Below are 22,797 nucleotides of genomic sequence, written 5' to 3' on the forward strand. Positions count from 1 at the left end.
GCCGGCCTGGCGTCGGTCGCGGGGACCGGCGGGTCAGTCGCCCGGGCCGGTGGGTCAGTCGCGGGGACCGGCCTGGCGGGGAACCACGGCCTCGATCGGCAGGGCGCCGGGAGCCAACTCCCCGGCGGCAGCCAGCGGCAGGGTGAAGCGGGCCTCGGCGGCGGGACCGGCCGCGTACGACTCGCGGAGCATCCAGCGCACCTCGTCGGCCGTCCAGCCCAGCCCGGCGCGGCCGGCGATCTCCCGGACCAGGCGCAGCGCCACCCGGGTGTCGTCGTCGTAGAACCGCATGCACCAGTGGTGCACCCACATGCCCAGCGCGCGGAGGCCGTCGGCGTCGAGCGAGCGCACCAGCCGGCCGCAGGCGGTGTCACCGAACGCCCGCCCCGGGTCGCCGGCCCGGTCCCGTTCGATCGCGCCGACGGCGGCCGGGGCGACCGCGCGCATCCGCTCGTAGAAGCGCTGCACCACCGCGCCGTCCAGCGGAGGGTGCCCGTCCCGTGTCGACGCCGCCCGCCGACCCGCCACGCTCGCCATCGCCGCACCCCTTCTTGAGTTGGTGGCCGGACGGTACCGACCACAACCGACACTTTCGGCGCCGGGCGTCCGGTTCAGGCCCGCACGGCCACGTCCGATTCCCGCGAGCCAGGGGCGCCTGGCAGGGGCATCATCGGTGACGTGGAGTTGGACTTCGAGCGGTGCTACCGGGCGGTCGACAGCCGCGACCAGCGGTTCGACGGCTGGTTCTACACCGGCGTCACGTCGACCGGGATCTACTGCCGGCCGTCCTGCCCGGCGACGACGCCGAAGCGGCAGAACGTCCGGTTCTTCCCCTCGGCCGCCGCCGCCCAGACGGCGGGGCTGCGCGCCTGCCGCCGCTGCCGGCCGGACGCCGCCCCGGGCTCCCCGCAGTGGGACGTACGGGCTGACGTCGTCGGTCGGGCCATGCGGCTGATCGCCGACGGGGTGGTGGACCGCGACGGCATCCCGGGGCTGGCCGCCCGGCTCGGCTACACGGAACGGCACCTGCACCGGATGCTGCGGGCCGAGATGGGCGCCGGTCCCCTGGCCCTGGCCCGGGCGCAACGCGCGCAGACCGCCCGCACGCTGATCGAGACCACCGGGCTGGGCATGGCGGAGGTCGCGTTCGCCGCCGGGTTCGGCAGCGTGCGGCAGTTCAACGACACGGTCCGGGAGGTGTTCGGGGCGGCCCCGTTCGAGCTGCGCACCGCCGGCCGCCGGTGCCCCGCGCCGGGCGGGGCGGGCACGATCACGCTGCGGCTCGCGTACCGCCCGCCGCTGCACGCGGAGGCGCTGCTGGACTTCCTCGCGCTGCGCGCGCTGCCCGGCGTCGAGGAGGTGCGCGACGGGACGTACCGGCGGGGCCTGCGGCTGCCGCACGGCGCGGGTGAGGCGGCCCTGACCCCGGCGGACGGGCACGTGACGGCGACGCTGCGGCTGACCGACATGCGCGACCTCGCCCCCGCCGTGGCCCGCTGCCGTCGCCTGCTCGACCTCGACGCCGACCCGACCGCCGTCGACGGCACGCTCGCCACCGACCCGGCGCTGGCCGGGGTGGTCGCCGCCGAGCCGGGCATCCGGCTCCCCCGCTCGGTCGACGGCTTCGAGATGGCCGTGCGCGCGGTCGTCGGCCAGCAGGTCTCCGTCCGCTCGGCCCGCACCACCCTCACCCGCCTCCTGGCACACCTCCGCCCGCCCGCCCGCCACACCCACACCCCCGGCCCCGCCGGCGTTGATCAAGAGGTTTCGACAGCCGGGGCGCGCTCTCGGGAGCCGAAACCTCTTGATCAACTAGCCGAGGGGGCGGGGAGGGCGTGGCTGTCCGGTTTCCCCACCGCCGAGGAGGTGCTCGGGGTGCCGGACGAGGTGTTCGGGATGCCGGCAGGGAGGCGGGAGACGATTCGCGGGCTGGCCCGCGCCGTCGCCGACGGGTCGCTGGACCTGGCGCCGGGCGGGGACCGCGAGGAGACCGTCCGGCGGCTGCTGGCGCTGCCCGGGGTCGGGCCCTGGACGGCGGGCTACGTGGCCATGCGCGCCCTCGGCGACCCGGACGTCCTGCTCCCCACCGACCTCGCCGTACGCCGGGGCGCCGCCGCCCTCGGCCTCCCCGACGCCCCCACGACCCTCGACCCGTACGCCGACCGCTGGCGCCCCTGGCGCTCGTACGCGGTGATCCGACTCTGGAGAGCAGCATGAGCATGAACGACAGCACCGTCATCGACACCCCCGCCGGGCCGCTCAGCATCGTGGCCGGCCCGGACGGCGCGGTCCGGGCGGCGGGCTTCACCGGCGACCCGGAGAGCCTGCTCCCCCTGATGCACCCGGCCCTGCGGGCGCCGCTGCGGCACCGGGCCGACCTCGGCCCGGTCAGCGTCGCCGTGGCGTCCTACCTGGACGGCGAGCTGGCCGCGATCGACGCCGTGCCGGTCCAGCAGCACACGGGGGGCGCGTTCATGGCACACGCCTGGCAGGTGCTGCGCGAGGTGAAGCCGGGCGACCCGGTAACCTACACCGGTTTCGCCGGGCTGGCCGGCCGCCCCGCCGCCGTACGGGCCGCCGCCGCAGCCTGCGCCCGTAACGCCGCCGCCCTGTTCGTCCCCTGCCACCGGGTGCTGCGCACCGACGGGACGCTCGGGGGCTACCGCTGGGGGCTGGACGTGAAGAAGTGGCTTCTCGGGCACGAGCGGCCATGACGGGAAGCCGACACCTGCGCCGGCCCCGTTTGAGGCTACCGTCGGGTAGTGCCTGCGGAAGGTGACGGCGACCCGGCCTGCCCGGTCGATGCCGGCCGGCACCCGCTGCACAGCCTCTGGCGGCTGCGCCACTACCTGCGCCCGCACGCGGCCGAGTTCGGCTGGCTGCTGCTCGCCGGCCTCGCCGCCACCGGGGCCGGCATCGCCGTACCGCTGGTCGCGCAGCGGGTGGTGGACGGCCCGGTGGCCCGGCAGGACCCGGCCGGGCTGTTCCGGCTGGCCGGGCTGGCGCTGCTGCTCGGCCTGGTCGAGGCGCTGCTGATCTTCATCCGGCGCTGGGTGCAGTCGTCGTCCTCGATGCGGATCGAGGCGGCCATCCGCGAGGACGTCTACGCCCACCTGCAACGGCTGCCGACCAGCTTCCACGACCGTTGGCAGTCCGGCCAACTGCTCTCCCGGGTCACCAGCGACCTGTCGGTGCTGCGCCGGTTCCTCTCCTTCGGCCTCTTCTTCCTGATCCTCAACCTGGTGACCTACCTGGCCGTGGTGACGCTGCTGATCCGGCTGCACCCCGCGCTGGGGCTGCTGGTGGCGGCGAGCGCGGTGCCGCTGTTCCTGATCAGCCGCCGCTTCGCGCGGCACTACCACGCGGCCTCGCGGCGGATGCAGGACCAGCAGGGCGACCTGGCCACGCTGGTCGAGGAGACCGCGCAGGGGCTGCGCACGATGAAGGCGTACGGGCGGGGGCCGGAACTCGCCGCCCGCTTCGCGACCGGTGCGCGGGCGCTGCACGACACGGGGGTCGGCAAGGGCCGGCTGCTGGCCCGCACCTCCGCCCTGCTCGACCTGGTGCCCAACCTGACCCTCGGCGTGGTGCTGGTCGCCGGCGCGGCGGCCGCCGCCAGCGGGGTGCTGACCATCGGCGAACTGGTCGCCTTCGTCAGCCTCCAGCTCATGCTGATCTGGCCGGTGCAGTCGCTGGGCTGGATCATCGCCAACGGGCAGGAGGCCGCCACCGCCGCCGACCGGGTGCGCGAGGTGCTGGACACTCCGCCGGCCATCGTGGACGCCCCGCACGCGCTCGCCCTGCGCCGCGCCGACGTACGCGGGCGGCTCCGCTTCGAGCGGGTCTCGTTCCGTTACCCGGGCACCGCCGCGCCGGTGCTGCGGGAGATCGACCTGACCGTCGAGCCGGGCGAGACCGTGGCCCTGGTCGGGGCGACCGGCTGCGGCAAGAGCACCCTGCTCTCCCTGGTGCCCCGGCTGCACGAGGCGACCGGCGGGCGGATCACGCTGGACGGGCACGACCTGCGCGAGCTGCGGCTGTCCGCCCTGCGCCGGCTGGTCGGGGTCGCCTTCGAGGAGCCGACGCTGTTCTCCATGTCGGTGTGGGAGAACCTCACGCTCGGCCGGCCGGAGGCCGGCGAGGACGAGGTCCGGGCCGCGCTGGCCCTCGCCCAGGCCGACTTCGCGTACGAGCTGCCGTGGGGGTTGGCCACCCGGGTCGGCGAGCAGGGGCTGTCACTCTCCGGCGGGCAGCGGCAGCGGCTGGCGCTGGCCCGGGCGGTGCTCGGCCGACCCGCGCTGCTCGTGCTCGACGACCCGCTGTCGGCCCTGGACGTGCACACCGAGGCGCTCGTCGAGACCGCGCTGAAGCGGGTGCTCCGCACCACCACCGCCCTGCTGGTCGTGCACCGGCCCTCGACGATCGCCCTCGCCGACCGGGTGGCGCTGCTGGAGCACGGCCGGATCACCGCCGTCGGGCGGCACTCGGAGCTGCTCGCCGCCGTGCCGGCGTACCGCGCGGTGCTCTCCGCCGAGCCCACCCCCGCGCCGCCCGGCGACCGTGGCCTGGTGCGTTCGTGACCGGCGACACCGCCGGCCCCACGAGCGGGGCGGACCTCGCCCGGTGGCGCGGCGTCGCCACCGACCCGGACGCGGACCGCAGCCGCGCCGAGGACACCGACCCCGAGGCGGTGGCCCGGCTCCGGGCCCGCAGCCGGGTGCTGCTGCGCGACCTGCTGCGCCCGCACCGGCGCCGCCTCGCGCTGGCCGTCGCGCTGCTGCTCGGCCAGAACGCCGCCGCGATGGCCGGGCCGTACCTGGTGATGCTCGGCATCGACCGGGCGATCGCGCCGCTGCGGGCCGGCGAGCCCGGCCCGCTGCTGGTCGTCGCCGCCGGGTTCGCCGCCGCCACCGCCGTCGAGTACACCGCCCGCCGGGGCTTCCTCACCCTCTCCGCGCGGATCGGCCAGGCCGTCCTGCTCGACCTCCGCCAGCGGGTGTACGCGCACTTCCTGCGCCTGTCGGTGGCGTTCCACGAGCGGTACACCTCCGGCCGGATGGTGTCCCGGCTCACCAGCGACCTGGACTCGATCGGCGAACTGGTCGGCGGCGGCATCGACGGCCTGGTGCTGGCCGTGCTGTCGATCCTGTCGGTCGCCGGCATCCTGCTCTGGCTGGACGTGCCGCTGGCCGCGGTGACGCTGCTCGCGTTCCCGTTCCTGATCCTGCTGAGCCGCTGGTTCGCGCGGGCGTCGGCGGACGCGTGGCGGCGCACCCGGGAGACGGTGGCGCTGGTCATCGTCCACTTCGTCGAGTCGATGCGCGGCATCCGGGCGGTGCAGGCGTTCCGGCGGGAGCCGCGCAACCAGCAGATCTTCGGGGCGGTCAGCGACGACTACCGGCGGGCCAGCCGGGACGCGTTCCGGCTGATCGCGACGTACTCGCCGGGGATCAAGGTGATCGGCAACGTCACCGTGGCGGTGGTGCTCTGCTACGGCGGCTGGCGGGTGCTGGGCGGGGCGACCGGGATCGGCGTGCTGGCGGCGTTCCTGCTCTACCTGCGGCGGTTCTTCGAGCCGATGCAGGAACTGAGCCAGTTCTACAACTCGCTCCAGTCGGCCACGGCGGCGCTGGAGAAGCTCGCCGGGGTGCTCGACGAACGGCCGTCGGTGGCGGAGCCGGCGCGGCCCGTGCCGCTGCCCGCCGGGCCGGGGCGCGGGGCGGTCGCCTTCCGGGCGGTCACCTTCGGCTACCGGCCGGACGCGCCGATCGTCGCCGGGCTGGACCTCGCCGTCCCGGCCGGCCAGACCGTGGCGCTGGTCGGGGCTACCGGCGCCGGCAAGTCGACCGTCGCCAAGCTGCTCGCCCGGTTCCACGACCCGTTCTCGGGCGCGGTCACCCTCGACGGGGTCGACCTGCGCGAGGTCGCCGACGCGGAGCTGCGGCGGGCCGTGGTCCTGGTCACCCAGGAGACGCACCTGTTCGGCGGCACGGTCGCGGAGAACATCCGGTTCGGCCGTCCCGGCGCCGACGACGCCGCCGTGGAGGCCGCCGCGCGGGAGATCGGCGCGCACGACTTCATCGCCGCCCTCCCCGACGGGTACGCCACCGACGTGCAGCGGCGCGGCGGCCGGCTCTCCGCCGGGCAGCGGCAACTTGTCGCGTTCGCCCGGGCGTTCCTGGCCGATCCGACGGTGCTGATCCTGGACGAGGCCACCTCGTCGCTGGACGTGCCCACCGAGCGGATGGTGCAGCACGCCCTCGGCACCATCCTGGCCGACCGCACCGCGCTGGTGATCGCGCACCGGCTCTCCACCGTGGAGACGGCCGACCGGGTGCTGGTGCTCGACGCCGGGCGGATCGTCGAGGACGGCCCGCCCGGCCGGCTCGCCGTCGCCGGTGGCCGGTACGCCGCCCTGCACCGGCAGTGGCGCGACTCCCTGCTCTGAGCGCGCCGGCGGGACGCGTCCGGGCACGGGGCGAAACCACGTGGTCCGGCCCCCGGCCACTGCCTACCATCGACGGATGACCGACACGGAGCGGACGGCCCGCGCCGGCGTCCCCGAACGTCCGAGCCTGGACGGCATCGAGGAGACCTGGGCGCGCCGCTGGCAGGAGGACGGCACGTACGCGTTCGACCGCGCGAAGGCGACCGTTCGGGGGCGCAGCGCGGCGTCAGACGCGCCGAGCCCGAACGGTCGCAGCGCCGACGTGTACGCGATCGACACCCCGCCGCCGACCGTATCGGGCGAGCTGCACATGGGGCACGTCTTCTCGTACACGCACACCGACGTGGTGGCCCGGTTCCAGCGGATGCGCGGGCGCACGGTCTTCTACCCGATGGGCTGGGACGACAACGGCCTGCCCACCGAGCGCCGGGTGCAGAACGTGTACGGCGTGCGCTGCGATCCGGCGCTGCCGTACGACCCGGACCGGCAGGCCCCCGACACCCCGGTGAGCGAGGCCGCCCGCAAGGACCCGACCCCGGTCTCCCGGCGCAACTTCATCGAGCTGTGCGAGCGGCTGACCGTCGCCGACGAGCAGGTCTTCGAGGCGCTCTGGCGGCGGCTCGGGCTCTCCGTGGACTGGTCGTTGACGTACACGACGATCGGCTCGGCGGCCCGGGCGGCCTCGCAGCGGGCGTTCCTGCGCAACCTGGCCCGGGGCGAGGCGTACCAGGCGGAGGCGCCGACGCTCTGGGACGTCGGCTTCGCCACCGCCGTCGCCCAGGCGGAGCTGGAGGACCGGGAGCGGCCCGGGGCGTACCACCGGCTGCGATTCGCCGGGCCGGGCGGACGGGAGGTGCTCATCGACACCACCCGACCGGAGCTGCTGCCGGCCTGCGTGGCACTGGTCTGCCACCCCGACGACGAGCGGTACGCCGACCTGGTCGGCGGCACCGCGCGTACGCCGGTCTTCGGAGTGGATGTGCCGGTGCGGGCGCACCCGCTGGCGGACCCGGCCAAGGGCACGGGCATTGCGATGGTCTGCACCTTCGGCGACCTGACCGACGTGACCTGGTGGCGGGAGCTGCGGCTGGACACCCGCGTGGTGATCGGCCGGGACGGCCGGCTGCTGCCCGAGCCGCCGGCCGGCGTGCCGGGGCAGCCGTACGCGGCGCTGGCCGGGCAGACCGTCAACGGCGCCCGGCGGACGCTGGTGGAGCTGCTGGCCGACGCCGGCGACCTGGTCGGCGAGCCGCGACCCGTCACCCACCCGGTGAAGTTCTACGAGCGCGGCGACCGGCCGCTGGAGATCGTCTCGACCCGGCAGTGGTACCTGCGCAACGGCGGACGCGACGCGGGCCTGCGCGACGAACTGCTGGCCCGGGGCGGGGAGCTGCGCTGGGTGCCGGAGCACATGCGGCACCGCTACGCGCACTGGGTGGGCGGCCTGACCGGCGACTGGCTGGTCAGCCGGCAACGCTTCTTCGGCGTGCCGGTGCCGGTGTGGTACCGGCTCGACGACGCTGGCGAGCCGGACTGGTCCCAGCCTCTCACGCCGGCGGAGTCCGCGCTGCCGATCGACCCGTCCATCGACGCCCCGCCGGGGTTCGAGGAGTCGCAGCGGGGCCGCCCGGGCGGCTTCGTCGGCGACCCGGACGTGCTCGACACGTGGGCCACCTCGTCGCTGACCCCGCAGATCGCCGGCGGGTGGGAGACCGACCCGGACCTGTTCGCCCGGGTCTTCCCGATGGACCTGCGCCCGCAGGGTCAGGAGATCATCCGCACCTGGCTCTTCTCCACGGTGGTCCGCTCCCACCTGGAGCACGGGGTGCTGCCCTGGCGGGACACGGTGCTCTCCGGCTGGATCCTCGACCCCGACCGGAAGAAGATGTCCAAGTCCAAGGGGAACGTGGTCACCCCGATGGCGCTGCTGGAGCAGCACGGCTCCGACGCGGTGCGGTACTGGGCGGCGAACGGCAAGCCGGGCATGGATCTCGCCTTCGACCCGGCCCAGATCAAGGTCGGCCGGCGGCTGGCGACCAAGCTGCTGAACGCGTCGAAGTTCGCCCTCGGGCTGGGCGCCGCCGACGCGCTGCGGGCGCCGGCCACCGAGCCGCTGGACCGCGCCATGCTCGCCGAACTCTCCGGCGTGGTCGCCGCCGCGACGTCGGCGCTGGAGGCGTACGACCACACGGCGGCGTTGCAGGTCGCGGAGGGCTTCTTCTGGCGGTTCTGCGACGACTACATCGAGTTGGTGAAGGAGCGCGCCTACGGCTCCGGGCCGGGTGCGGACTCGGCCCGGGCGGCGCTGGCCACCGCGCTCTCGGTGCAGCTGCGGCTCTTCGCCCCGGTGCTGCCGTACGTGACCGAGGAGGTGTGGTCGTGGTGGCGCTACGGCTCGGTGCACCGCGCGACCTGGCCCACCACGTACGAGGTGGACCGGGCGATCGAGGGCACCGGCCAGCCGGAGCTGCTGCGGCTGGCCGCCGACGCGCTCGGCCAGGTGCGCCGGGCCAAGTCGGAGCGGAAACTGTCGATGAAGGCGGAGGTGCCGCTGGCCGAGGCGCTCGGCCCGGCGGCCCTGCTGGAACAGCTGACCGTGATCGCCGACGACGTCCGGGCCGCCGGCCGCATCGCCAAGCTGGACCTGCTCCCCGACCGCACCCCGGAACTCGTCATCGCCTGCGCGTTCTGACCGGCCGGCCCCGCCGCGCTCTCACCGGGCGCGGCGGGGCCGGTGGGCCCAGCGGCGCGGCGGGGCCGGTGGGCCCAGCGGCGCGGCGGGGCCGGTTGGCTCAGCCGGCGCGGCGGGGGCCGGTTGGCTCAGCCGGCGTGGGCGGGGCTCACCAGCCGCGCAGGAGGCGCAGGCCGAGCAGGAAGGCGACGACGGCGGGGCCGACCAGCAGGGTGATGGCCTGAAGGCGGTACGGCATCCGGTGCCGGGTCAGCTCCACCGCGTTGCCCAGCACGATCACCCCCGCCAGCATCAGGAACGCGCCCCACATCGGCGCGGCATGGACGCCGACCAGGTCGACGCGGGTCAGTTGCAGCGTCCCACCGAGCAGCACGGCGCCGGCCAGCGCCAGCAGGGAGACCGCCCGGTGCAGCCCCCGGGCCAACGGATGGACCAGCCGCCAGCGGTAGGTGCCGGCGACCGCCAGGCACGGCAGGATGACCATCAGGGGCCAGCCCCGCCCGAACACGCCGAACATCAGCAGCGCCCCGACCGCGAACACCAGCGCGCCCAGGCAGGCGACCACGTAGCCGGCGAAGGCCCGCCCGCCGCCCCTGGCCAGCAGCGGCCCGCCGGTGGCGGCGATCAGCGCGCCGGGGATCAGCACGAACCCCGCCCACCAGTGGAAGTGCCCGGTGGCCTGCGCTGCCGTGGTGGTCGCCGCCGCCGCCAGCCCGGCCACCGCCAGGCTCACCATCCAGTGCCGGCCGGCACCCGGATAGGACCCCCGCGACATCACCAGCCCCGTCTCCGCGCTCACGCCGTCAGCCTCGCCCAGCCGCCCGGCCCGGTCCATCCGGGCAGCCCTACCATCGCCGGGTCGGGCTGCCCGGAGGCCGTCAGGTCGCGTCCCGGTTCCCGGCGGGACGGCCCGGCCTGTCGGGGATCAGCTCGTCTCGCCGGCCACGCTGAAGGAGCGGAGCCGGTCGATGGCGAGCAGCGTGAAGCCCGCGCTGATCAACGCGGCCATCACCGCCGCCACCGGCACCGAGACGCCGGCCTCCAGCAGCCCGGTGGGGGCCATCCGGTCGGCGAGGGCGATCACGTACTGCTGGATGGAGAGCACCTTGGTGCCGCTGACGACGTTGCCGAGCAGCCCCTCCCAGATCAGCACGTAGACCAGGCCGAGCAGCACCGGACGCCGGGTGAGCAGGCTGAGCGCCACGAACAGCGCCGAGTACGCCAGCGCGCCGACCGCCGACGCGGCGGCGAGCGCCAGGCCGAGTCGTACGGAGTGGGCCAGCACGCCCGCCACGTAGATCGGCACGGCGACGGTGACCGCGGTGACGCCGGCGGCCACCGCCAGCTTGGGCAGCACGATCTGCCAGCGCGGCAACGGCTTGGTCAGGATGTGCACGACGGTGCCGTCGTCGATCTCGGCCCCCAGCACGCCGGTGCCGACGATCAGGGCGACCACCGGGAGCACCACGGCCAGGCCGAGGCCGACCAGCACCGGCGGGCCCCACTCGCCCGGGTCCACCCCGAGCGAACGGGAGAGCACGGCGAGCAGCACCAGCACCACGGGCAGCGGCAGCAGCAGGAGGAACCGGCGACGCCCGAACAGCCCCCGCACGGTGATCCAGGAAACGGTAGACATGGGTTCAGGCCTCCACGAGGTAGGAGAAGACGCTCTCCAGGGATTCGTCCTCGGGCACCAACTGCCGCACCCGGATGCCCTCCGCCAGAGCGATCTTCGGCAGGACGCGGGTGAACGCGCCGTAGTCGCCGGCCCGCACGGTCAGCCCGGCGCGGCCCAGCTCGACCCCCGTCACCGACGCCTCGGCCATCAGCGCGACGGCCAGCGCCCGATCGTCGGTGGAGTGCACGGCGAAGACGTGCGGCCGGTTGGTCATCAGCCGGCGGATGGTACGGAAGTCGCCGGAGGCGGCCAGCCGGCCGGCGACCATCACCTGGACGGTGCCGGAGACCTGCTCGACCTCCTCCAGGATGTGCGAGCTGAACAGGATGGTGCGGCCGGCGTCGCCGAGGCGGTGCAGCAGCTCCATCATGTGCAGCCGCTGGCGCGGGTCCATCCCGTTGAACGGCTCGTCGAGCAGCAGCACCTGCGGCTCGTGCACCAGCGCCGCGGCCACCCGGGCACGCTGCCGCATGCCCTTCGAGTACGTGCCGATCCGGCGGTCCTGCGCGCCCTCCATCTCCACCAGGGCGATCGCCCGGCGGGCCGCCTCCGCCGGGTCCGGCAGCCGGTGCAGCTTCGCGCTGGCCAGCACGAACTCGTACGCGGTGAGGAAGGTGTGCACCGCCTCGCGCTCGCTGACCAGGCCGAGCCGGCGGTAGACCTCGGGGTTGCGCCAGGTGGGCCGGCCGTCCAGGCTCACCGCCCCGCGCGACGGGGCCAGGAAGCCCGCCATCATGTGCAGCAGGGTGGTCTTGCCTGCGCCGTTCGGGCCGAGCAGCCCGGTGACGCCGGGGCCGAGGCTCATGCTGACGTCGTTGACGGCCACCACGTTGCCGTACCAGCGGGAGACACCCGCGAGGTCGAGGGTGCTGGCGGCGGCGGTCGGCGTCCCCGCCGCCTGGTCGACGCTGATCGTGGTCATCGGGCGGCCACCTTCCGGTATCGCAGCATGAGCAGGGCGACGCAGCCGGCCACGAGCAGCACGGCGGCGACCGCGTAGACCGGGCCGAAGTCGCCGATCGGCACTCCGCCCTCCCCCTCGAACAGCAGCAGGTCGCCGAGCGCCCAGGTGCCCACTCCGCCCACCAGCGTCGAGGGCGAGGCGAGGAAGGCCAGTTCGTTGACCGCCTGGGAGGGCATGATCGACAGGGTGCCGACGATCGGGGTGGTCATCAGGAACACGGCCACGATCCCGCCGGCCGCGAACGCCCGCTTGCCGGTGGACGAGGCGACCAGCAGCCCGACCGAGGCGAAGACCGCCGCCCAGAGCCCGGCGTAGAGCAGGCTGGGCAGCAGGTCGAGCAGCTCGTTCCAGACCCCGCGCATGCCGTCGCCGGTGGTGAACGCGGCGCCCAGGAACATCACCAGCTGCGGCCCGCCGAGCAGCAGCCAGAGCGCGGTGGCCAGCGCCAGCAGCTTGGCCAGCGGGTAGTCCGACCTCGGCAGCGGCCGGGAGAAGTAGAGCGGCAGCACCCCGCTGCGCAGGTCCCGCGAGACCAGCTCGGGGGCGACCGCCGCGACGAAGAAGATGACCAGCCAGCTCATGTTGTCGGCGAACTGGGCGTACGTCATCACCGACTCGCCGACCTGGCTGCGTACCGCGGCGAGCCCGGCGGCCACCACGGTGACGATGGCGACCACCAGCCAGGGGAAGATCTTGGCCTTCGCGCTGCGGCCCAGCCCGAACGCCGTCCGCAGGCCGTGCAGGTAGAGCGCGCCGAAGACGGCCCGGCGGCCCAGCCGGGGACCGGTGTAGCGCTGGTAGCCGATGTCGTGGATGACGCCGGTCGGCTCAGGCATGGCTGGGCTCCCTCGTGGCGAAGAGTTCGGCCACCCGGTGCCGGCGCTGGTCCAGCCGGTGCAGCGGCAGGTCCAGCTCGGCGACCGCGCCGAGGATCAGGTCGTAGGTGGCGTCGTCGGCGAGCTCGACGAGCAGCAGCCGGCCGTCCCGGCGTACCGGCAGGTCGAGCGCGGCCAGCCGGGCGGCCAGCTCGTCGGTGCCCTCGCTGACCTCGACGGCGAGCACGTCGGTGGCCGAGGTCATGGCGGAGATGTGGTCGGCGCGCAGCAGCCGCCCGCCGTCGATGGCGACGAGGGTGTCACAGATCCGCTCCACCTCGCCCAGCAGGTGCGAGCAGACCAGCACGGAGATGCCGAACTCGGTGCCGATGCGGTGCACCAGCGCCAGCATGGCGTCGCGGCCGGCCGGGTCGAGCCCGTTGGTCGGCTCGTCGAGCAGCAGCAGGTCGGGGTCGTGCACCAGGGCCTGGGCGAGCTTGACCCGCTGCTTCATGCCGGTGGAGTAACCGCCGACCGGGCGGTAGCGCTCCTCGTAGAGCCCGACGTGCCGCAGCGCCTCGGAGGCCCGCTCCCGGGCGACCGTACGCGGCAGGCCGCTGACCCGGCCGAGGTGGGTGACCAGCTCGGCGGCGGAGAGGTCCGGCGGCAGGGCGTCGTGCTCGGGCATGTAGCCGACCCGGGCGCGGACCTGGGCGGAGTCGGTGGTCGGGTCGAGGCCGAGGACCCGGACCCGGCCGCTGGTCGGGGCGAGGAGGCCGAGCAGGATCTTGATCAGGGTGGACTTGCCGGCGCCGTTCGCGCCGACCAACCCGATGATCCCCGGCTCGACCGCGACGGTCAGGTCGGCCAGCGCGGTGACCCCACCCCCGTACGTCTTGGTCAGCGAGTCGGTCGCGATGAGTGTCACGTCGTACAGCGTAGGAGGCGAGGACCCCTGTGGGCAGCGGCTCGCCCCCGGGCGCTCCCCTGATCCTGGCGGCCCGCGTCCCCTAGGGTCCGGCGCGGTCCCCGGCGGTGGCGGGCGTGTCGGCACCGCCGGCACGTGTCGGCCTCCGCCACGTCCGTACGGGGCAGACAGGACGCGGCCCGGGCCGACACACTGTGGGCATGACCCGACTGTTCCGCGCGCCGCTGACGTGGGTGGTGGTCGCCGTCCTCGCCGCCGGCTCGGCGTTCGGGCTCTACTGGTTCCAGCCCTGGAAGCTGGTCACCGACGCCGAGGTCGACGAGGCACTCTCGAGCGTGGCGGCCACGCCGGCGCCGACGGTCTCCGCCACGGGCGCGGCGCCCTCCCCCGCCGGGCCGGTCCTCGTCGGGCAGGGCGACTTCGTGACCCACGAGCACGACACGTCGGGCAGCGCGCGGATCGTCCGCGCCCCCGACGGGCGGCACCGGCTGGAACTCGTGGGCCTGGCCACCTCCAACGGCCCGGACCTGCGGGTCTGGCTCAGCGACCAGCCGGTGCGCAGCGGCACCGCCGGGTGGCGGGTCTTCGACGACGGCCGGTGGGTCGAGCTGGGCCGACTCAAGGGCAACCGGGGCGACCAGGGTTACGACATCCCGGCCGACGTCGACCTGACGGGCCTGACCAGCGTCTCCATCTGGTGCAAGCGGTTCGCCGTCTCCTTCGGGGCCGCGCCCCTGGCCCCGCCCCGCTGACCCGCCGGCCGCCACCCCCTACCTTCGCGTGCGGGGTGGAGTGGCGCTCTCGACCGATCGCCGGGCGGCTGAGAAACTGTGTGCCGGTCAGTGTCGTTTGGGGGATGGATGAGCAACAGCTGGGTGCTGCCCGACGAGGTGCTCCGGGACGCGCCGGCGTACACGCCACGCCCCGGCGAGCTGGCTGACCTGGAGCTGCTGCTGATCGGGGCGTACGCCCCGCTGGCCGGCTTCATGACCCGCGCCGACCTGGTCTCGGTGAGTCGGCGGGGCCGGCTCGCCGACGGCTCACCGTGGCCGGTGCCGGTGACCCTCCAGGTGCCGACGGCGCTCGCCCAGGGTCTCGACCCGCGCGACGAGGCACGCCGCACCCTGGTGCTCACCGACGGGGAGGGCGCGCCGGTCGCGGCGCTGGACGTCGCCGACGCGTGGCAGGTCCGCGACGGGGTGGCCGGCGTCGGGGGCACGGTCCGCCGGCTCGGCGACGGCGGTCACGGCCCCTTCCAGCGGCTGCGCCGCACCCCCGAGGAGGTACGTCCGCTGCTGCCGTCCGGTCGGGTGCTCGGGGTGATCGCCGACCGCCCGCTGCACCGGCCGCAGCTCGCCCAGATCGCCCACGCGGTCCGCACGCTCGGCGCCCACCTGCTGGTGATGATCCCGGTCGGCGAGGACGGCCTCGGCGGGTTGCCGCCGGAGTCGCTCGTACGCAGCGTCTTCGCCGCCCGCGACCGGATGCCGCCGGCCACGCTCGTCGCCGTCCCGTTGTCCCGCCGGCGCGACGAGATCAGCGACGCGCTGCTGCGGGCCCGGGTGTCGGCGGCGTACGGCGTCACGCACCTGCTCTCCACCGGCGAGATGCTCTCCGGCGCCGGCCTGCGGGTGCTGGTGCCGCGCGAGCTGGCCTACGACAACCGCGACGGGCAGTGGCGCTGGCGGGAGGACATCCCGCCCCGCAACCGACGCCTGGCGCTGACCCAGCCGGAGATCGACGACCTGCTGGACCGGGGTTTCCCGCTCCCCGAGTGGCACACCCCGCCCGCGGTGGCGAAGGAGCTGGCCCGGGCCCGGCCGCCGCGGCGGCACCGGGGCCTGGTCGTCTTCCTGACCGGGCTCTCGGGCTCCGGCAAGTCGACGATCGCCCGGGGCCTGGCCGACGTGCTGCGCGAGCAGGGCGACCGGAGCATCACGCTGCTCGACGGCGACGTGGTGCGCCGCGAGCTCTCCGCCGGGCTGGGCTTCAGCAAGGCCGACCGGGACCTCAACGTGCGCCGGATCGGCTGGGTGGCGGCGGAGATCGCCCGGCACCACGGCGTCGGCATCTGCTGCCCGATCGCCCCGTACGCCCAGGCCCGCGCGACCGCCCGGGAGATGGCGCTGGCCGCCGGTGCGGGCTTCGTGCTGGTGCACGTGGCGACCCCGCTGGAGGTCTGCGAGCAGCGCGACCGCAAGGGCCTCTACGCCCGGGCCCGGGCCGGCCTGCTCACCGGGATGACCGGCATCGACGACCCCTACGAGGAGCCGACCGACGCGGACCTGGTGGTCGACACCAGCGACATGACGATCGACGAGGCGGTCGAGGCCGTCCTGCACCACCTGAACGAGACGGGTTGGGTCGAACCCCGGCTCCAGTCCATCTGATCGGCCCTCCGCCTACCGGTGGTCTCCCCTTCGCGCTAGTGTTCACCTTTGTTCGAACACGTTCGACCGCGTGAGGGCGCGCGGCTGGCACGGAGGTACGGCTGATGCTCGCTCAGCAACGGCAGGCGGCCATCCTGGACCGGGTCCGCGCCACCGGCGGCGTACGGGTCACCGAGCTGGCCGCCGAGTACGGCGTCTCGGACATGACCATCCGGCGCGACCTGGAGGCGCTGCACGAGCGCGGCCTGCTGGCCAAGGTGCACGGCGGCGCCACGGTGGCCGGCCCTGGCTCGACCGACGAACCGGGCTTCCGGGCCAAGTCGGTGCGGCAACTGGCCGAGAAGGCGGCCATCGCCGGCCGCGCCGCCGAGCTGGTCCGCCCCGGGGCGGCGGTCGCCCTCTCCGCCGGCACCACCACCGCCGAGCTGGCCCGTCGACTGGTCGACGTGCCGGGCCTGACCGTCGTCACCAACTCGCTGCCGGTGGCCGAGATCCTGCACGCCGGCGGCCGGTCCGACCAGACCGTGGTGCTCACCGGCGGGGTGCGTACGCCGTCGGACGCGCTGGTCGGGCCGCTGGCCGTCGCCGCCATCCGGTCGCTGCACCTGGACCTGCTCTTCCTCGGCGTGCACGGGATCACCGAGCGGGCGGGGTTCACCACCCCGAACCTGATGGAGGCGGAGACCGACCGCGCCCTGGTGGCCGCCGCCGACCGACTGGTCGTGCTCGCCGACCACACCAAGTGGGGCACCGTCGGCATCTCCTCGATCGTTGAGCTTTCCGCCGCCCACGTGCTGGTCACCGACGACCGGCTGTCCCCCGACGCGCGGCGGGCGCTCGACGACCGGGTGGGCGAACTGGTGGTCGTGCCCCCCGCCACGGGCGCGGGACGGACGGCCACGACGACAGATGAGGGGATGGCGAGGTGAAGCGCACCGCGATCGCGCTGGCCGACGGCCGGGAGCTGATCTACTTCGACGAACGGGACGACGCCGTCCGCGACCAGCCGGACCGGCGCGAGCTGCCCCCGCCACCGCCCGCGTCGCAGCTGCGCCTGGACCCGCTGACCGACGAGTGGGTGGCCGTCGCCGTGCACCGGCAGACGCGCACCTTCCTCCCGCCAGCCGACCAGTGCCCGCTCTGCCCCAGCACCGACGGCCGGCAGAGCGAGATCCCGGCGCCCGACTACGACGTCGCCGTCTTCGAGAACCGGTTCCCCTCCCTCAGCGGCCGGGTGGCCGAGGAGCCCGCCGAGATCACCCCGTTCACCCCGGTCCGCCCGGGTCGGGGCCGCTGCGAGGTGGTCTGCTTCACCGACGACCACAACGCGTCCTTCGCGTCCCTCCCGCCACGCCGGGTGCGTACCGTCCTCGACGCGCTCGCAGACCGCACGTCGGCGCTCGCGGAGCTGCCCGGGGTGGAGCAGGTGTTCTGCTTCGAGAACCGGGGCGTGGAGATCGGCGTGACCCTGCACCACCCGCACGGCCAGATCTACGCGTACCCCTTCGTGACCCCGCGGACCCGGGCGCTGCTGGCCGCCGCCCGCCGGCACGCGGAACGCACCGGCGGGCGCAACCTCTACGCCGACGTGCTCGCCGCCGAGCGGGCCGGCGGCGACCGGGTGGTCGCCGCCAACGAGCACTGGACGGCGTACGTCCCGGCGGCGGCCCGCTGGCCGTTCGAGGTGCACGTGGCCCCGCACCGGCCGGTGCCGGACATCCCCGCTCTCGACGACGCCGAGCGGGACGCCTTCGGGCCGCTCTACCTGGACCTGCTGCGCCGCTTCGACGGGCTGTTCGACGTGCCGATGCCCTACATCGCCGCCTGGCACCAGGCGCCGGTACGCGTCGACCGCGAGCTGGGCCACCTGCACCTGCAGCTGTTCAGCATCCGGCGCGCGAAGGACAAGCTGAAGTACCTGGCGGGCTCGGAGTCCGCGATGGGCGTCTTCATCAACGACATCGCCCCGGAGCGCGCCGCCGAACTCCTCCGCGCCGCCTGAGCCCCGGCACCGCGCCCGATGGGGCGCGCAGTGACGGGGTGGGCCGGCGCGCAGTGAGAGGGTGGGCCGGTGGCGGGGTGGAGACAGGGCGCGGGGGGCCCGGGACAGGGCCCCCCGCAGGGAAGGGACGGCTGGCTGTGCGCGACAGCCGGGAAGGCTGGCTGATCGGCACGCTTGCCGCGAGGCGACCGCGGTCAACCTTCCTGGACGCGACTGGCATCTCGTCCACCCAGGTCAACGAGGCGCGCCGACGTAGGTGACGCCGAACGGCGCGTCACCCGCCGACACGCCGCAAGCCGATCCGCGGGCGTCGCCGGATCCGGGCGAGCCGAGTAGATCTTGGCAGGAATGGGCCCCTGGAGGGGCCGTTTCTCACCAAGATCTCAGGCGCTCGCCTGGCGACCACCGCCCGAGACCACGGAGCCCGCCGGCGGGTGCCGGCGGGCTCCTGGTGATGCGGCGGCAGCACCGTCAGGTGCCGCCGGATGGCGCGGAGAGGATCAGGCGGAGAGCTTGCGCGCCAGGTTCTCGTCGAGCGCGTTCATGAACTCGTCGGTGGTCAGCCACGGGGCGTCCCGCGAGATGAGCAGCGAGAGGTCCTTGGTCATCTGGCCGCCCTCGACGGTGTCGACGATGACCTGCTCCAGGGTGTTGGCGAACTCGGTGACCGCCGGGGTGCCGTCCAGCTTGCCCCGGTGGGCCAGGCCCCGGGTCCAGGCGTAGATCGACGCGATCGGGTTGGTCGAGGTCTTCTCGCCCTTCTGCCACTGCCGGTAGTGCCGGGTGACCGTGCCGTGCGCGGCCTCGGCCTCGACCGTACGGCCGTCCGGGGAGAGCAGCACCGAGGTCATCAGGCCCAGCGAGCCGAAGCCCTGCGCGACGGTGTCGGACTGCACGTCACCGTCGTAGTTCTTGCAGGCCCAGACGTAGCCGCCCTCCCACTTGAGCGCGGCGGCGACCATGTCGTCGATGAGCCGGTGCTCGTAGGTGATGCCGGCGGCGTCGAACTCGGCCTTGAACTCGTTCTCGAACACCTCGGCGAAGATGTCCTTGAACCGGCCGTCGTACGCCTTGAGGATGGTGTTCTTGGTGGACAGGTAGACCGGGTAGTTGCGGTCCAGGCCGTACCGGAACGAGGCGCGGGCGAAGTCCCGGATCGACTCGTCGTAGTTGTACATGCCCATGGCGATGCCGCCGCCGGGGAAGTTGGCGACCTCCATCTCCATCGGGGCGCCGCCGTCGGCCGGGGTGTAGGTGACGGTCACCTTGCCCGGGCCCGGGACGACGAAGTCGGTGGCCTTGTACTGGTCACCGTGGGCGTGCCGGCCGATGATGATCGGCTTGGTCCAGCCGGGGACCAGCCGCGGCACGTTGGACATGATGATCGGCTCGCGGAAGACGACGCCGCCGAGGATGTTGCGGATCGTGCCGTTCGGCGACCGCCACATCTTCTTCAGGCCGAACTCCTCCACCCGGGCCTCGTCCGGGGTGATGGTCGCGCACTTGACGCCGACGCCGTGCTCCTTGATGGCGTTGGCGGCGTCGACGGTGACCTGGTCGTCGGTCTCGTCGCGGTGCTGGATCGACAGGTCGTAGTAGTGCAGGTCGACGTCGAGGTAGGGCAGGATCAGCTGCTCCCGGATCTGCTTCCAGATGATCCGGGTCATCTCGTCGCCGTCGAGCTCAACGACCGGGTTGTTTACCTTGATCTTCGCCATCGGCCGGCGCTCCTCTCGGGGGACTCGTGCTCAAGCAGTACGAGCGTACTGGAAACTGATCGGCAGTCCCCAGCCGGCCTCGGTCGGGCCGGAACAAACGACGTGCACGGCGCACGGGACCGCTGGCATGATCGCCGGATGCCACCGAGCCGCATCCTCGGGTCTATCACGGTCACCGCACTCACCGACGGCGAGGGACCGTTCTTCCAGCCCCGCGCGGAGGCGTTCCCGGACGCCACGCCGGAGCACTGGCGCGCGGCCGACCTGCGGGACCCGGCCACGGTGACCGCCGACGGACGGTGGTGGCTGCCGTTCCGCAGCTTCGCCATCCGCGCCGGCGACGGGCCGGTGACCCTGGTCGACGCGGGGATCGGCCCGGCCGGCTCGCCCGCCGCGAGCTGGGCGCCGGTGCCCGGCCGGCTGCCGGCCGAACTCGCCGCCGCCGGCATCGACCCGGCCGACGTACGCACGGTGGTGCTCACCCACCTGCACAGCGACCACGTCGGCTGGGCGGTCACCGGCTCGCCGGGGACGCCGTACTTCCCGAACGCCGACTACGTGCTCCAGCGGGCCGAGCTGGCCGCCGTGGGGCAGCTCGCCCCGGGGCTGTCGGCCGGCCTGGTCGCGCCGTTGCGCGCCGCCGGCCAGCTCCGGGTGGTCGACGGCGAGGAGAGGCTGGATCCGACGGTACGGCTGCTGCCGACCCCGGGGCACACGCCCGGGCACCAGTCGGTGCTGCTGGAGGTGGGCGACGAGCGGCTGCTGCTCACCGGCGACCTGCTGGTGCACGCCGTGCAACTGGTCGACCCCGAGCTGGCGTACGCCCACGAGGAGGACGCCCCCGCGGCGCGTGCCTCGCGGGTGGGGCTGCTGCGCGACCTGGCCGCGCGCGGGCCCACGGTGCTCGCCACCCCGCACCTGGGCGAGGCGTTCATGATGCTGTAGGGCGGTACGACGAGGGGGCACGCCGGCGGACCGGCGTGCCCCCTCGACGGGTGGTGGGTCACATGGAGGCGACGTCGCCCTGCTTGGCGCGGACGGCCTCGGCGGCCTCCTTCAGGCTGGCCAGCTCGTCGGCGTCCAGGTCCGTCTCGACGACCCGCTTGACGCCCTCGGCGCCGATCGCGGCCTCGACACCCAGGTAGACGCCGGAGATGCCGTACTCGCCGTCGACCCAGGCGCAGACCGGCATGACCTCGCCCGAGTCCTCCGCGACGGCCTTGGCCATCCGCGCGGCGGCGGCCGACGGCGCGTAGTACGCCGAACCGGTCTTGAGCAGCGCGACCACCTCGGCGCCGCCGTTGCGGGTCTTGACGACCAGCTCCTCGATCTGCTCGGCCGGCATCGCCTCACGCAGCGGCTTGCCGTCGACCGTGCTCTGCGACGGCACCGGCACCATCGTGTCGCCGTGCGAGCCGAGGGTCAGCGTCTTCACCGACTTCACCGGTACGCCCAGCGCCTCGGCCACGAAGTTGGTGAACCGGGCGGTGTCCAGCATGCCGGCCTGGCCGAGGACCCGGTTCTTCGGGAACTGGGTGGCGAGCTGGGCCAGCGCGGTCATCTCGTCGAGCGGGTTGGACACGACGATGACGACGGCGTTCGGGGCGTACTTGGCGACGTTCTCGGAGACCTGGCGGACGATCTTCGCGTTCGTCTCGAGCAGGTCCATGCGGCTCATGCCCGGCTTGCGCGGCAGGCCGGCGGTGATCACGACGACGTCCGAGCCCTCGATCGCCTCGTAGCCCTCGCCGTTCGGACCGGTGGTCGCGCCGATCACCTTGGTCTCGAAGCCCTCGACGGCGCGCGACTGGTTGAGGTCCAGGGCGAGACCTGCGGGCTTGCCCTCCACGATGTCGGTGATCACGACGGTGTCGAAGACGTCGTACTCGGCCAGGCGCTGTGCGGTGGTGGAGCCGTAGAAGCCGGCCCCGACGACAGTGACCTTCTTACCCATGGTCGTCCCACTCCCTGCTACCAGTCGGTTTTCCGGACCGTATCAGTCATCCTGGCACCGATCAGGTCAGGGGAGGCGACCATCGCCGGGATGGGGCGAACGTCACGGCCGTCCGGCTCCGGGCGGGGCCCGGCGGGCGCTCAGTCGCGCTCGGCGCGCTCCACGACGTTGGTCAGCAGCATCGCGCGGGTCATCGGGCCGACGCCGCCCGGCATGGGCACCAGCTTGCCGGCCACCTCCGCCGCGTCACCGGCGACGTCGCCGGTGTAGCGGCCCTTGCCGTCCGGGCCGATGACCCGGGTGATGCCGACGTCGACCACGACCGCGCCCGGCGTGAGCATGTCGGCGGTGAGCAGGCCCGGTACGCCGGCGGCCACGATGACGATGTCGGCGGCCCGGGTGTGCGAGGCCAGGTCGAGGGTGCCGGTGTGGCAGAGGGTCACGGTGGCGTTCTCGCTGCGGCGGGTGAGCAGCAGGCCGAGCGGGCGGCCGACGGTGTTGCCGCGGCCGACCACGGCGACATTGGCGCCGCGCAGCGGCACGTCGTGCCGGCGGAGCAGCTCGACGATGCCGCGCGGGGTGCAGGGCAGCGGGGCGTCGTAGCCCAGGACGAGCCGGCCGAGGTTGACCGGGTGCAGGCCGTCGGCGTCCTTGTCGGGGTCGATCAGTTCCAGCACCCGCTGGGTGTCGAGGTGGCCCGGCAGCGGCAGCTGGACGATGTAGCCGTGGCAGGCCGGGTCGGCGTTCAGCTCGGCGAGCACGGCGTCGACCTGCGCCTGGGTCGCGTCGGCCGGCAGCTCGCGGCGGATCGAGGCGACCCCCACCTCGGCGCAGTCGCGGTGCTTGCCGTTGACGTACGCCTGGGAGCCGGGGTCCGCACCCACCAGGACGGTGCCGAGCCCGGGGGTGATGCCGCGTTCCGCCAGTGCCTTGACCCGTGTCCGCAGCTCGTCCTTGATCTCGGCCGCGGTCGCCTTGCCGTCCAGAAGCGTCGCCGTCACGCCCAGATCGTCTCACGGTCGGCGGCCGGCGATCCGACGACCCGCGCCAAGCCCGCAATGTGACCACTAAGAGTGACGTGCGGTTAATCACTCTGAGTGACGCGCGGGCCGGCGACGCCCCGGCTGGAACCGGACTCCCGGGCGATCGGGGCGACGGACGGGCACGCCCGGACCGGGACGGCGCGAACGGGCGGAGCGGGCGCGACG

At 74.3% G+C, this 22,797-nt stretch carries 19 protein-coding genes; 10 read left to right on the top strand and 9 right to left on the bottom strand.

The features are described from left to right. Window positions 1-54: 54 nt before the first annotated feature. On the bottom strand, window positions 55-537 hold the full coding sequence (locus OG989_RS02190; RefSeq protein WP_225852416.1) for a hypothetical protein: 483 nt from the start codon (window positions 535-537) through the stop codon (window positions 55-57). A gap of 141 nt (window positions 538-678) precedes the next feature. Between OG989_RS02190 and OG989_RS02195 the strand changes: the two genes are divergently transcribed. From OG989_RS02195 to valS, 5 genes are all read left to right on the top strand, one after another. After that, window positions 679-2,217 carry a DNA-3-methyladenine glycosylase 2 family protein gene (locus OG989_RS02195; protein WP_327029541.1) on the top strand — a complete coding sequence of 513 codons (1,539 nt, stop codon included), beginning with the start codon at window positions 679-681 and terminating at the stop codon, window positions 2,215-2,217. Beyond that, the gene (locus OG989_RS02200; RefSeq protein ID WP_311410727.1) at window positions 2,214-2,714 is read left to right on the top strand and encodes a methylated-DNA--[protein]-cysteine S-methyltransferase; all 501 of its coding nucleotides are present in this window, start codon (window positions 2,214-2,216) and stop codon (window positions 2,712-2,714) included. Before OG989_RS02195 ends, OG989_RS02200 begins: the two co-directional genes overlap by 4 nt. A 48-nt stretch (window positions 2,715-2,762) precedes the next feature. Continuing rightward, on the top strand, window positions 2,763-4,580 hold the full coding sequence (locus OG989_RS02205; RefSeq protein ID WP_151456324.1) for an ABC transporter ATP-binding protein: 1,818 nt from the start codon (window positions 2,763-2,765) through the stop codon (window positions 4,578-4,580). Further along, entirely contained in the window at window positions 4,577-6,448 is a 1,872-nt protein-coding gene (locus OG989_RS02210) for an ABC transporter ATP-binding protein (protein WP_327029542.1), read from the top strand. The genes OG989_RS02205 and OG989_RS02210 overlap by 4 nt, the downstream gene beginning before the upstream one ends. A gap of 76 nt (window positions 6,449-6,524) precedes the next feature. Further along, on the top strand, window positions 6,525-9,140 hold the full coding sequence (gene valS / locus OG989_RS02215; protein ID WP_327029543.1) for a valine--tRNA ligase: 2,616 nt from the start codon (window positions 6,525-6,527) through the stop codon (window positions 9,138-9,140). 148 nt (window positions 9,141-9,288) lie between these two features. Here the strand turns inward: valS and OG989_RS02220 are convergent, their stop codons facing one another. From OG989_RS02220 to OG989_RS02240, 5 genes are all read right to left on the bottom strand, one after another. Further along, window positions 9,289-9,939 (bottom strand): hypothetical protein, encoded by a 651-nt coding sequence (locus OG989_RS02220; RefSeq protein ID WP_225852385.1) that lies wholly within the window; start codon window positions 9,937-9,939, stop codon window positions 9,289-9,291. Between the two features lie 126 nt (window positions 9,940-10,065). Continuing rightward, window positions 10,066-10,776, bottom strand: a complete 711-nt coding sequence (locus tag OG989_RS02225) for an ABC transporter permease (protein WP_151456321.1) — start codon at window positions 10,774-10,776, stop codon at window positions 10,066-10,068. A gap of 4 nt (window positions 10,777-10,780) precedes the next feature. Further along, complete coding sequence (locus tag OG989_RS02230) at window positions 10,781-11,740, bottom strand: ABC transporter ATP-binding protein (RefSeq protein WP_121399775.1); 960 nt, start codon at window positions 11,738-11,740, stop codon at window positions 10,781-10,783. Then, complete coding sequence (locus OG989_RS02235; RefSeq protein WP_151456320.1) at window positions 11,737-12,618, bottom strand: ABC transporter permease; 882 nt, start codon at window positions 12,616-12,618, stop codon at window positions 11,737-11,739. The genes OG989_RS02230 and OG989_RS02235 overlap by 4 nt, the downstream gene beginning before the upstream one ends. Continuing rightward, a complete protein-coding gene (locus OG989_RS02240; protein ID WP_132231009.1) occupies window positions 12,611-13,525 on the bottom strand; it encodes an ABC transporter ATP-binding protein in 915 nt (304 codons plus the stop codon). Before OG989_RS02240 ends, OG989_RS02235 begins: the two co-directional genes overlap by 8 nt. A 200-nt stretch (window positions 13,526-13,725) precedes the next feature. On the opposite strand from OG989_RS02240, the gene OG989_RS02245 reads away from it, so the two are divergent. The 4 genes from OG989_RS02245 (at window position 13,726) to galT (ending at window position 17,917) form a co-directional block, all read left to right on the top strand. Next, entirely contained in the window at window positions 13,726-14,277 is a 552-nt protein-coding gene (locus tag OG989_RS02245; RefSeq protein ID WP_327029544.1) for a DM13 domain-containing protein, read from the top strand. A gap of 108 nt (window positions 14,278-14,385) precedes the next feature. Further along, a complete protein-coding gene (gene cysC, locus OG989_RS02250) occupies window positions 14,386-15,915 on the top strand; it encodes an adenylyl-sulfate kinase (protein ID WP_151456050.1) in 1,530 nt (509 codons plus the stop codon). Window positions 15,916-16,019: 104 nt separating this feature from the next. Further along, on the top strand, window positions 16,020-16,844 hold the full coding sequence (locus OG989_RS02255) for a DeoR/GlpR family DNA-binding transcription regulator (RefSeq protein ID WP_151456051.1): 825 nt from the start codon (window positions 16,020-16,022) through the stop codon (window positions 16,842-16,844). Beyond that, entirely contained in the window at window positions 16,841-17,917 is a 1,077-nt protein-coding gene (gene galT / locus OG989_RS02260) for a galactose-1-phosphate uridylyltransferase (protein ID WP_327029545.1), read from the top strand. Before OG989_RS02255 ends, galT begins: the two co-directional genes overlap by 4 nt. Window positions 17,918-18,417: 500 nt before the next feature. On the opposite strand, the gene OG989_RS02265 is transcribed toward galT, so the two are convergent. Further along, window positions 18,418-19,635, bottom strand: a complete 1,218-nt coding sequence (locus OG989_RS02265; protein ID WP_101412708.1) for an NADP-dependent isocitrate dehydrogenase — start codon at window positions 19,633-19,635, stop codon at window positions 18,418-18,420. A gap of 138 nt (window positions 19,636-19,773) precedes the next feature. Between OG989_RS02265 and OG989_RS02270 the strand changes: the two genes are divergently transcribed. Then, complete coding sequence (locus tag OG989_RS02270) at window positions 19,774-20,580, top strand: MBL fold metallo-hydrolase (RefSeq protein ID WP_327029546.1); 807 nt, start codon at window positions 19,774-19,776, stop codon at window positions 20,578-20,580. Between the two features lie 58 nt (window positions 20,581-20,638). Here OG989_RS02270 and mdh read toward each other — a convergent pair whose 3' ends face one another. Further along, the gene (gene mdh, locus OG989_RS02275) at window positions 20,639-21,589 is read right to left on the bottom strand and encodes a malate dehydrogenase (protein ID WP_327029547.1); all 951 of its coding nucleotides are present in this window, start codon (window positions 21,587-21,589) and stop codon (window positions 20,639-20,641) included. Window positions 21,590-21,729: 140 nt separating this feature from the next. After that, window positions 21,730-22,590 carry a bifunctional methylenetetrahydrofolate dehydrogenase/methenyltetrahydrofolate cyclohydrolase gene (locus OG989_RS02280; RefSeq protein WP_151456055.1) on the bottom strand — a complete coding sequence of 287 codons (861 nt, stop codon included), beginning with the start codon at window positions 22,588-22,590 and terminating at the stop codon, window positions 21,730-21,732. Window positions 22,591-22,797 lie beyond the last annotated feature (207 nt).

This window comes from Micromonospora sp. NBC_01740 (assembly GCF_035920365.1).
GTDB classification, from domain to species: domain Bacteria; phylum Actinomycetota; class Actinomycetes; order Mycobacteriales; family Micromonosporaceae; genus Micromonospora; species Micromonospora reichwaldensis.

Coding starts and splice junctions, on each gene's coding strand:
- OG989_RS02190 (WP_225852416.1), bottom strand. CDS start 537: ATGGCGAGCGTGGCGGGTCGGCGGGCGGCGTCGACACGGGACGGGCAC.
- OG989_RS02200 (WP_311410727.1), top strand. CDS start 2,214: ATGAGCATGAACGACAGCACCGTCATCGACACCCCCGCCGGGCCGCTC.
- valS (WP_327029543.1), top strand. CDS start 6,525: ATGACCGACACGGAGCGGACGGCCCGCGCCGGCGTCCCCGAACGTCCG.
- OG989_RS02225 (WP_151456321.1), bottom strand. CDS start 10,776: ATGTCTACCGTTTCCTGGATCACCGTGCGGGGGCTGTTCGGGCGTCGC.
- OG989_RS02230 (WP_121399775.1), bottom strand. CDS start 11,740: ATGACCACGATCAGCGTCGACCAGGCGGCGGGGACGCCGACCGCCGCC.
- OG989_RS02235 (WP_151456320.1), bottom strand. CDS start 12,618: ATGCCTGAGCCGACCGGCGTCATCCACGACATCGGCTACCAGCGCTAC.
- OG989_RS02245 (WP_327029544.1), top strand. CDS start 13,726: ATGACCCGACTGTTCCGCGCGCCGCTGACGTGGGTGGTGGTCGCCGTC.
- cysC (WP_151456050.1), top strand. CDS start 14,386: ATGAGCAACAGCTGGGTGCTGCCCGACGAGGTGCTCCGGGACGCGCCG.
- OG989_RS02255 (WP_151456051.1), top strand. CDS start 16,020: ATGCTCGCTCAGCAACGGCAGGCGGCCATCCTGGACCGGGTCCGCGCC.
- OG989_RS02265 (WP_101412708.1), bottom strand. CDS start 19,635: ATGGCGAAGATCAAGGTAAACAACCCGGTCGTTGAGCTCGACGGCGAC.
- OG989_RS02270 (WP_327029546.1), top strand. CDS start 19,774: ATGCCACCGAGCCGCATCCTCGGGTCTATCACGGTCACCGCACTCACC.
- mdh (WP_327029547.1), bottom strand. CDS start 21,589: ATGGGTAAGAAGGTCACTGTCGTCGGGGCCGGCTTCTACGGCTCCACC.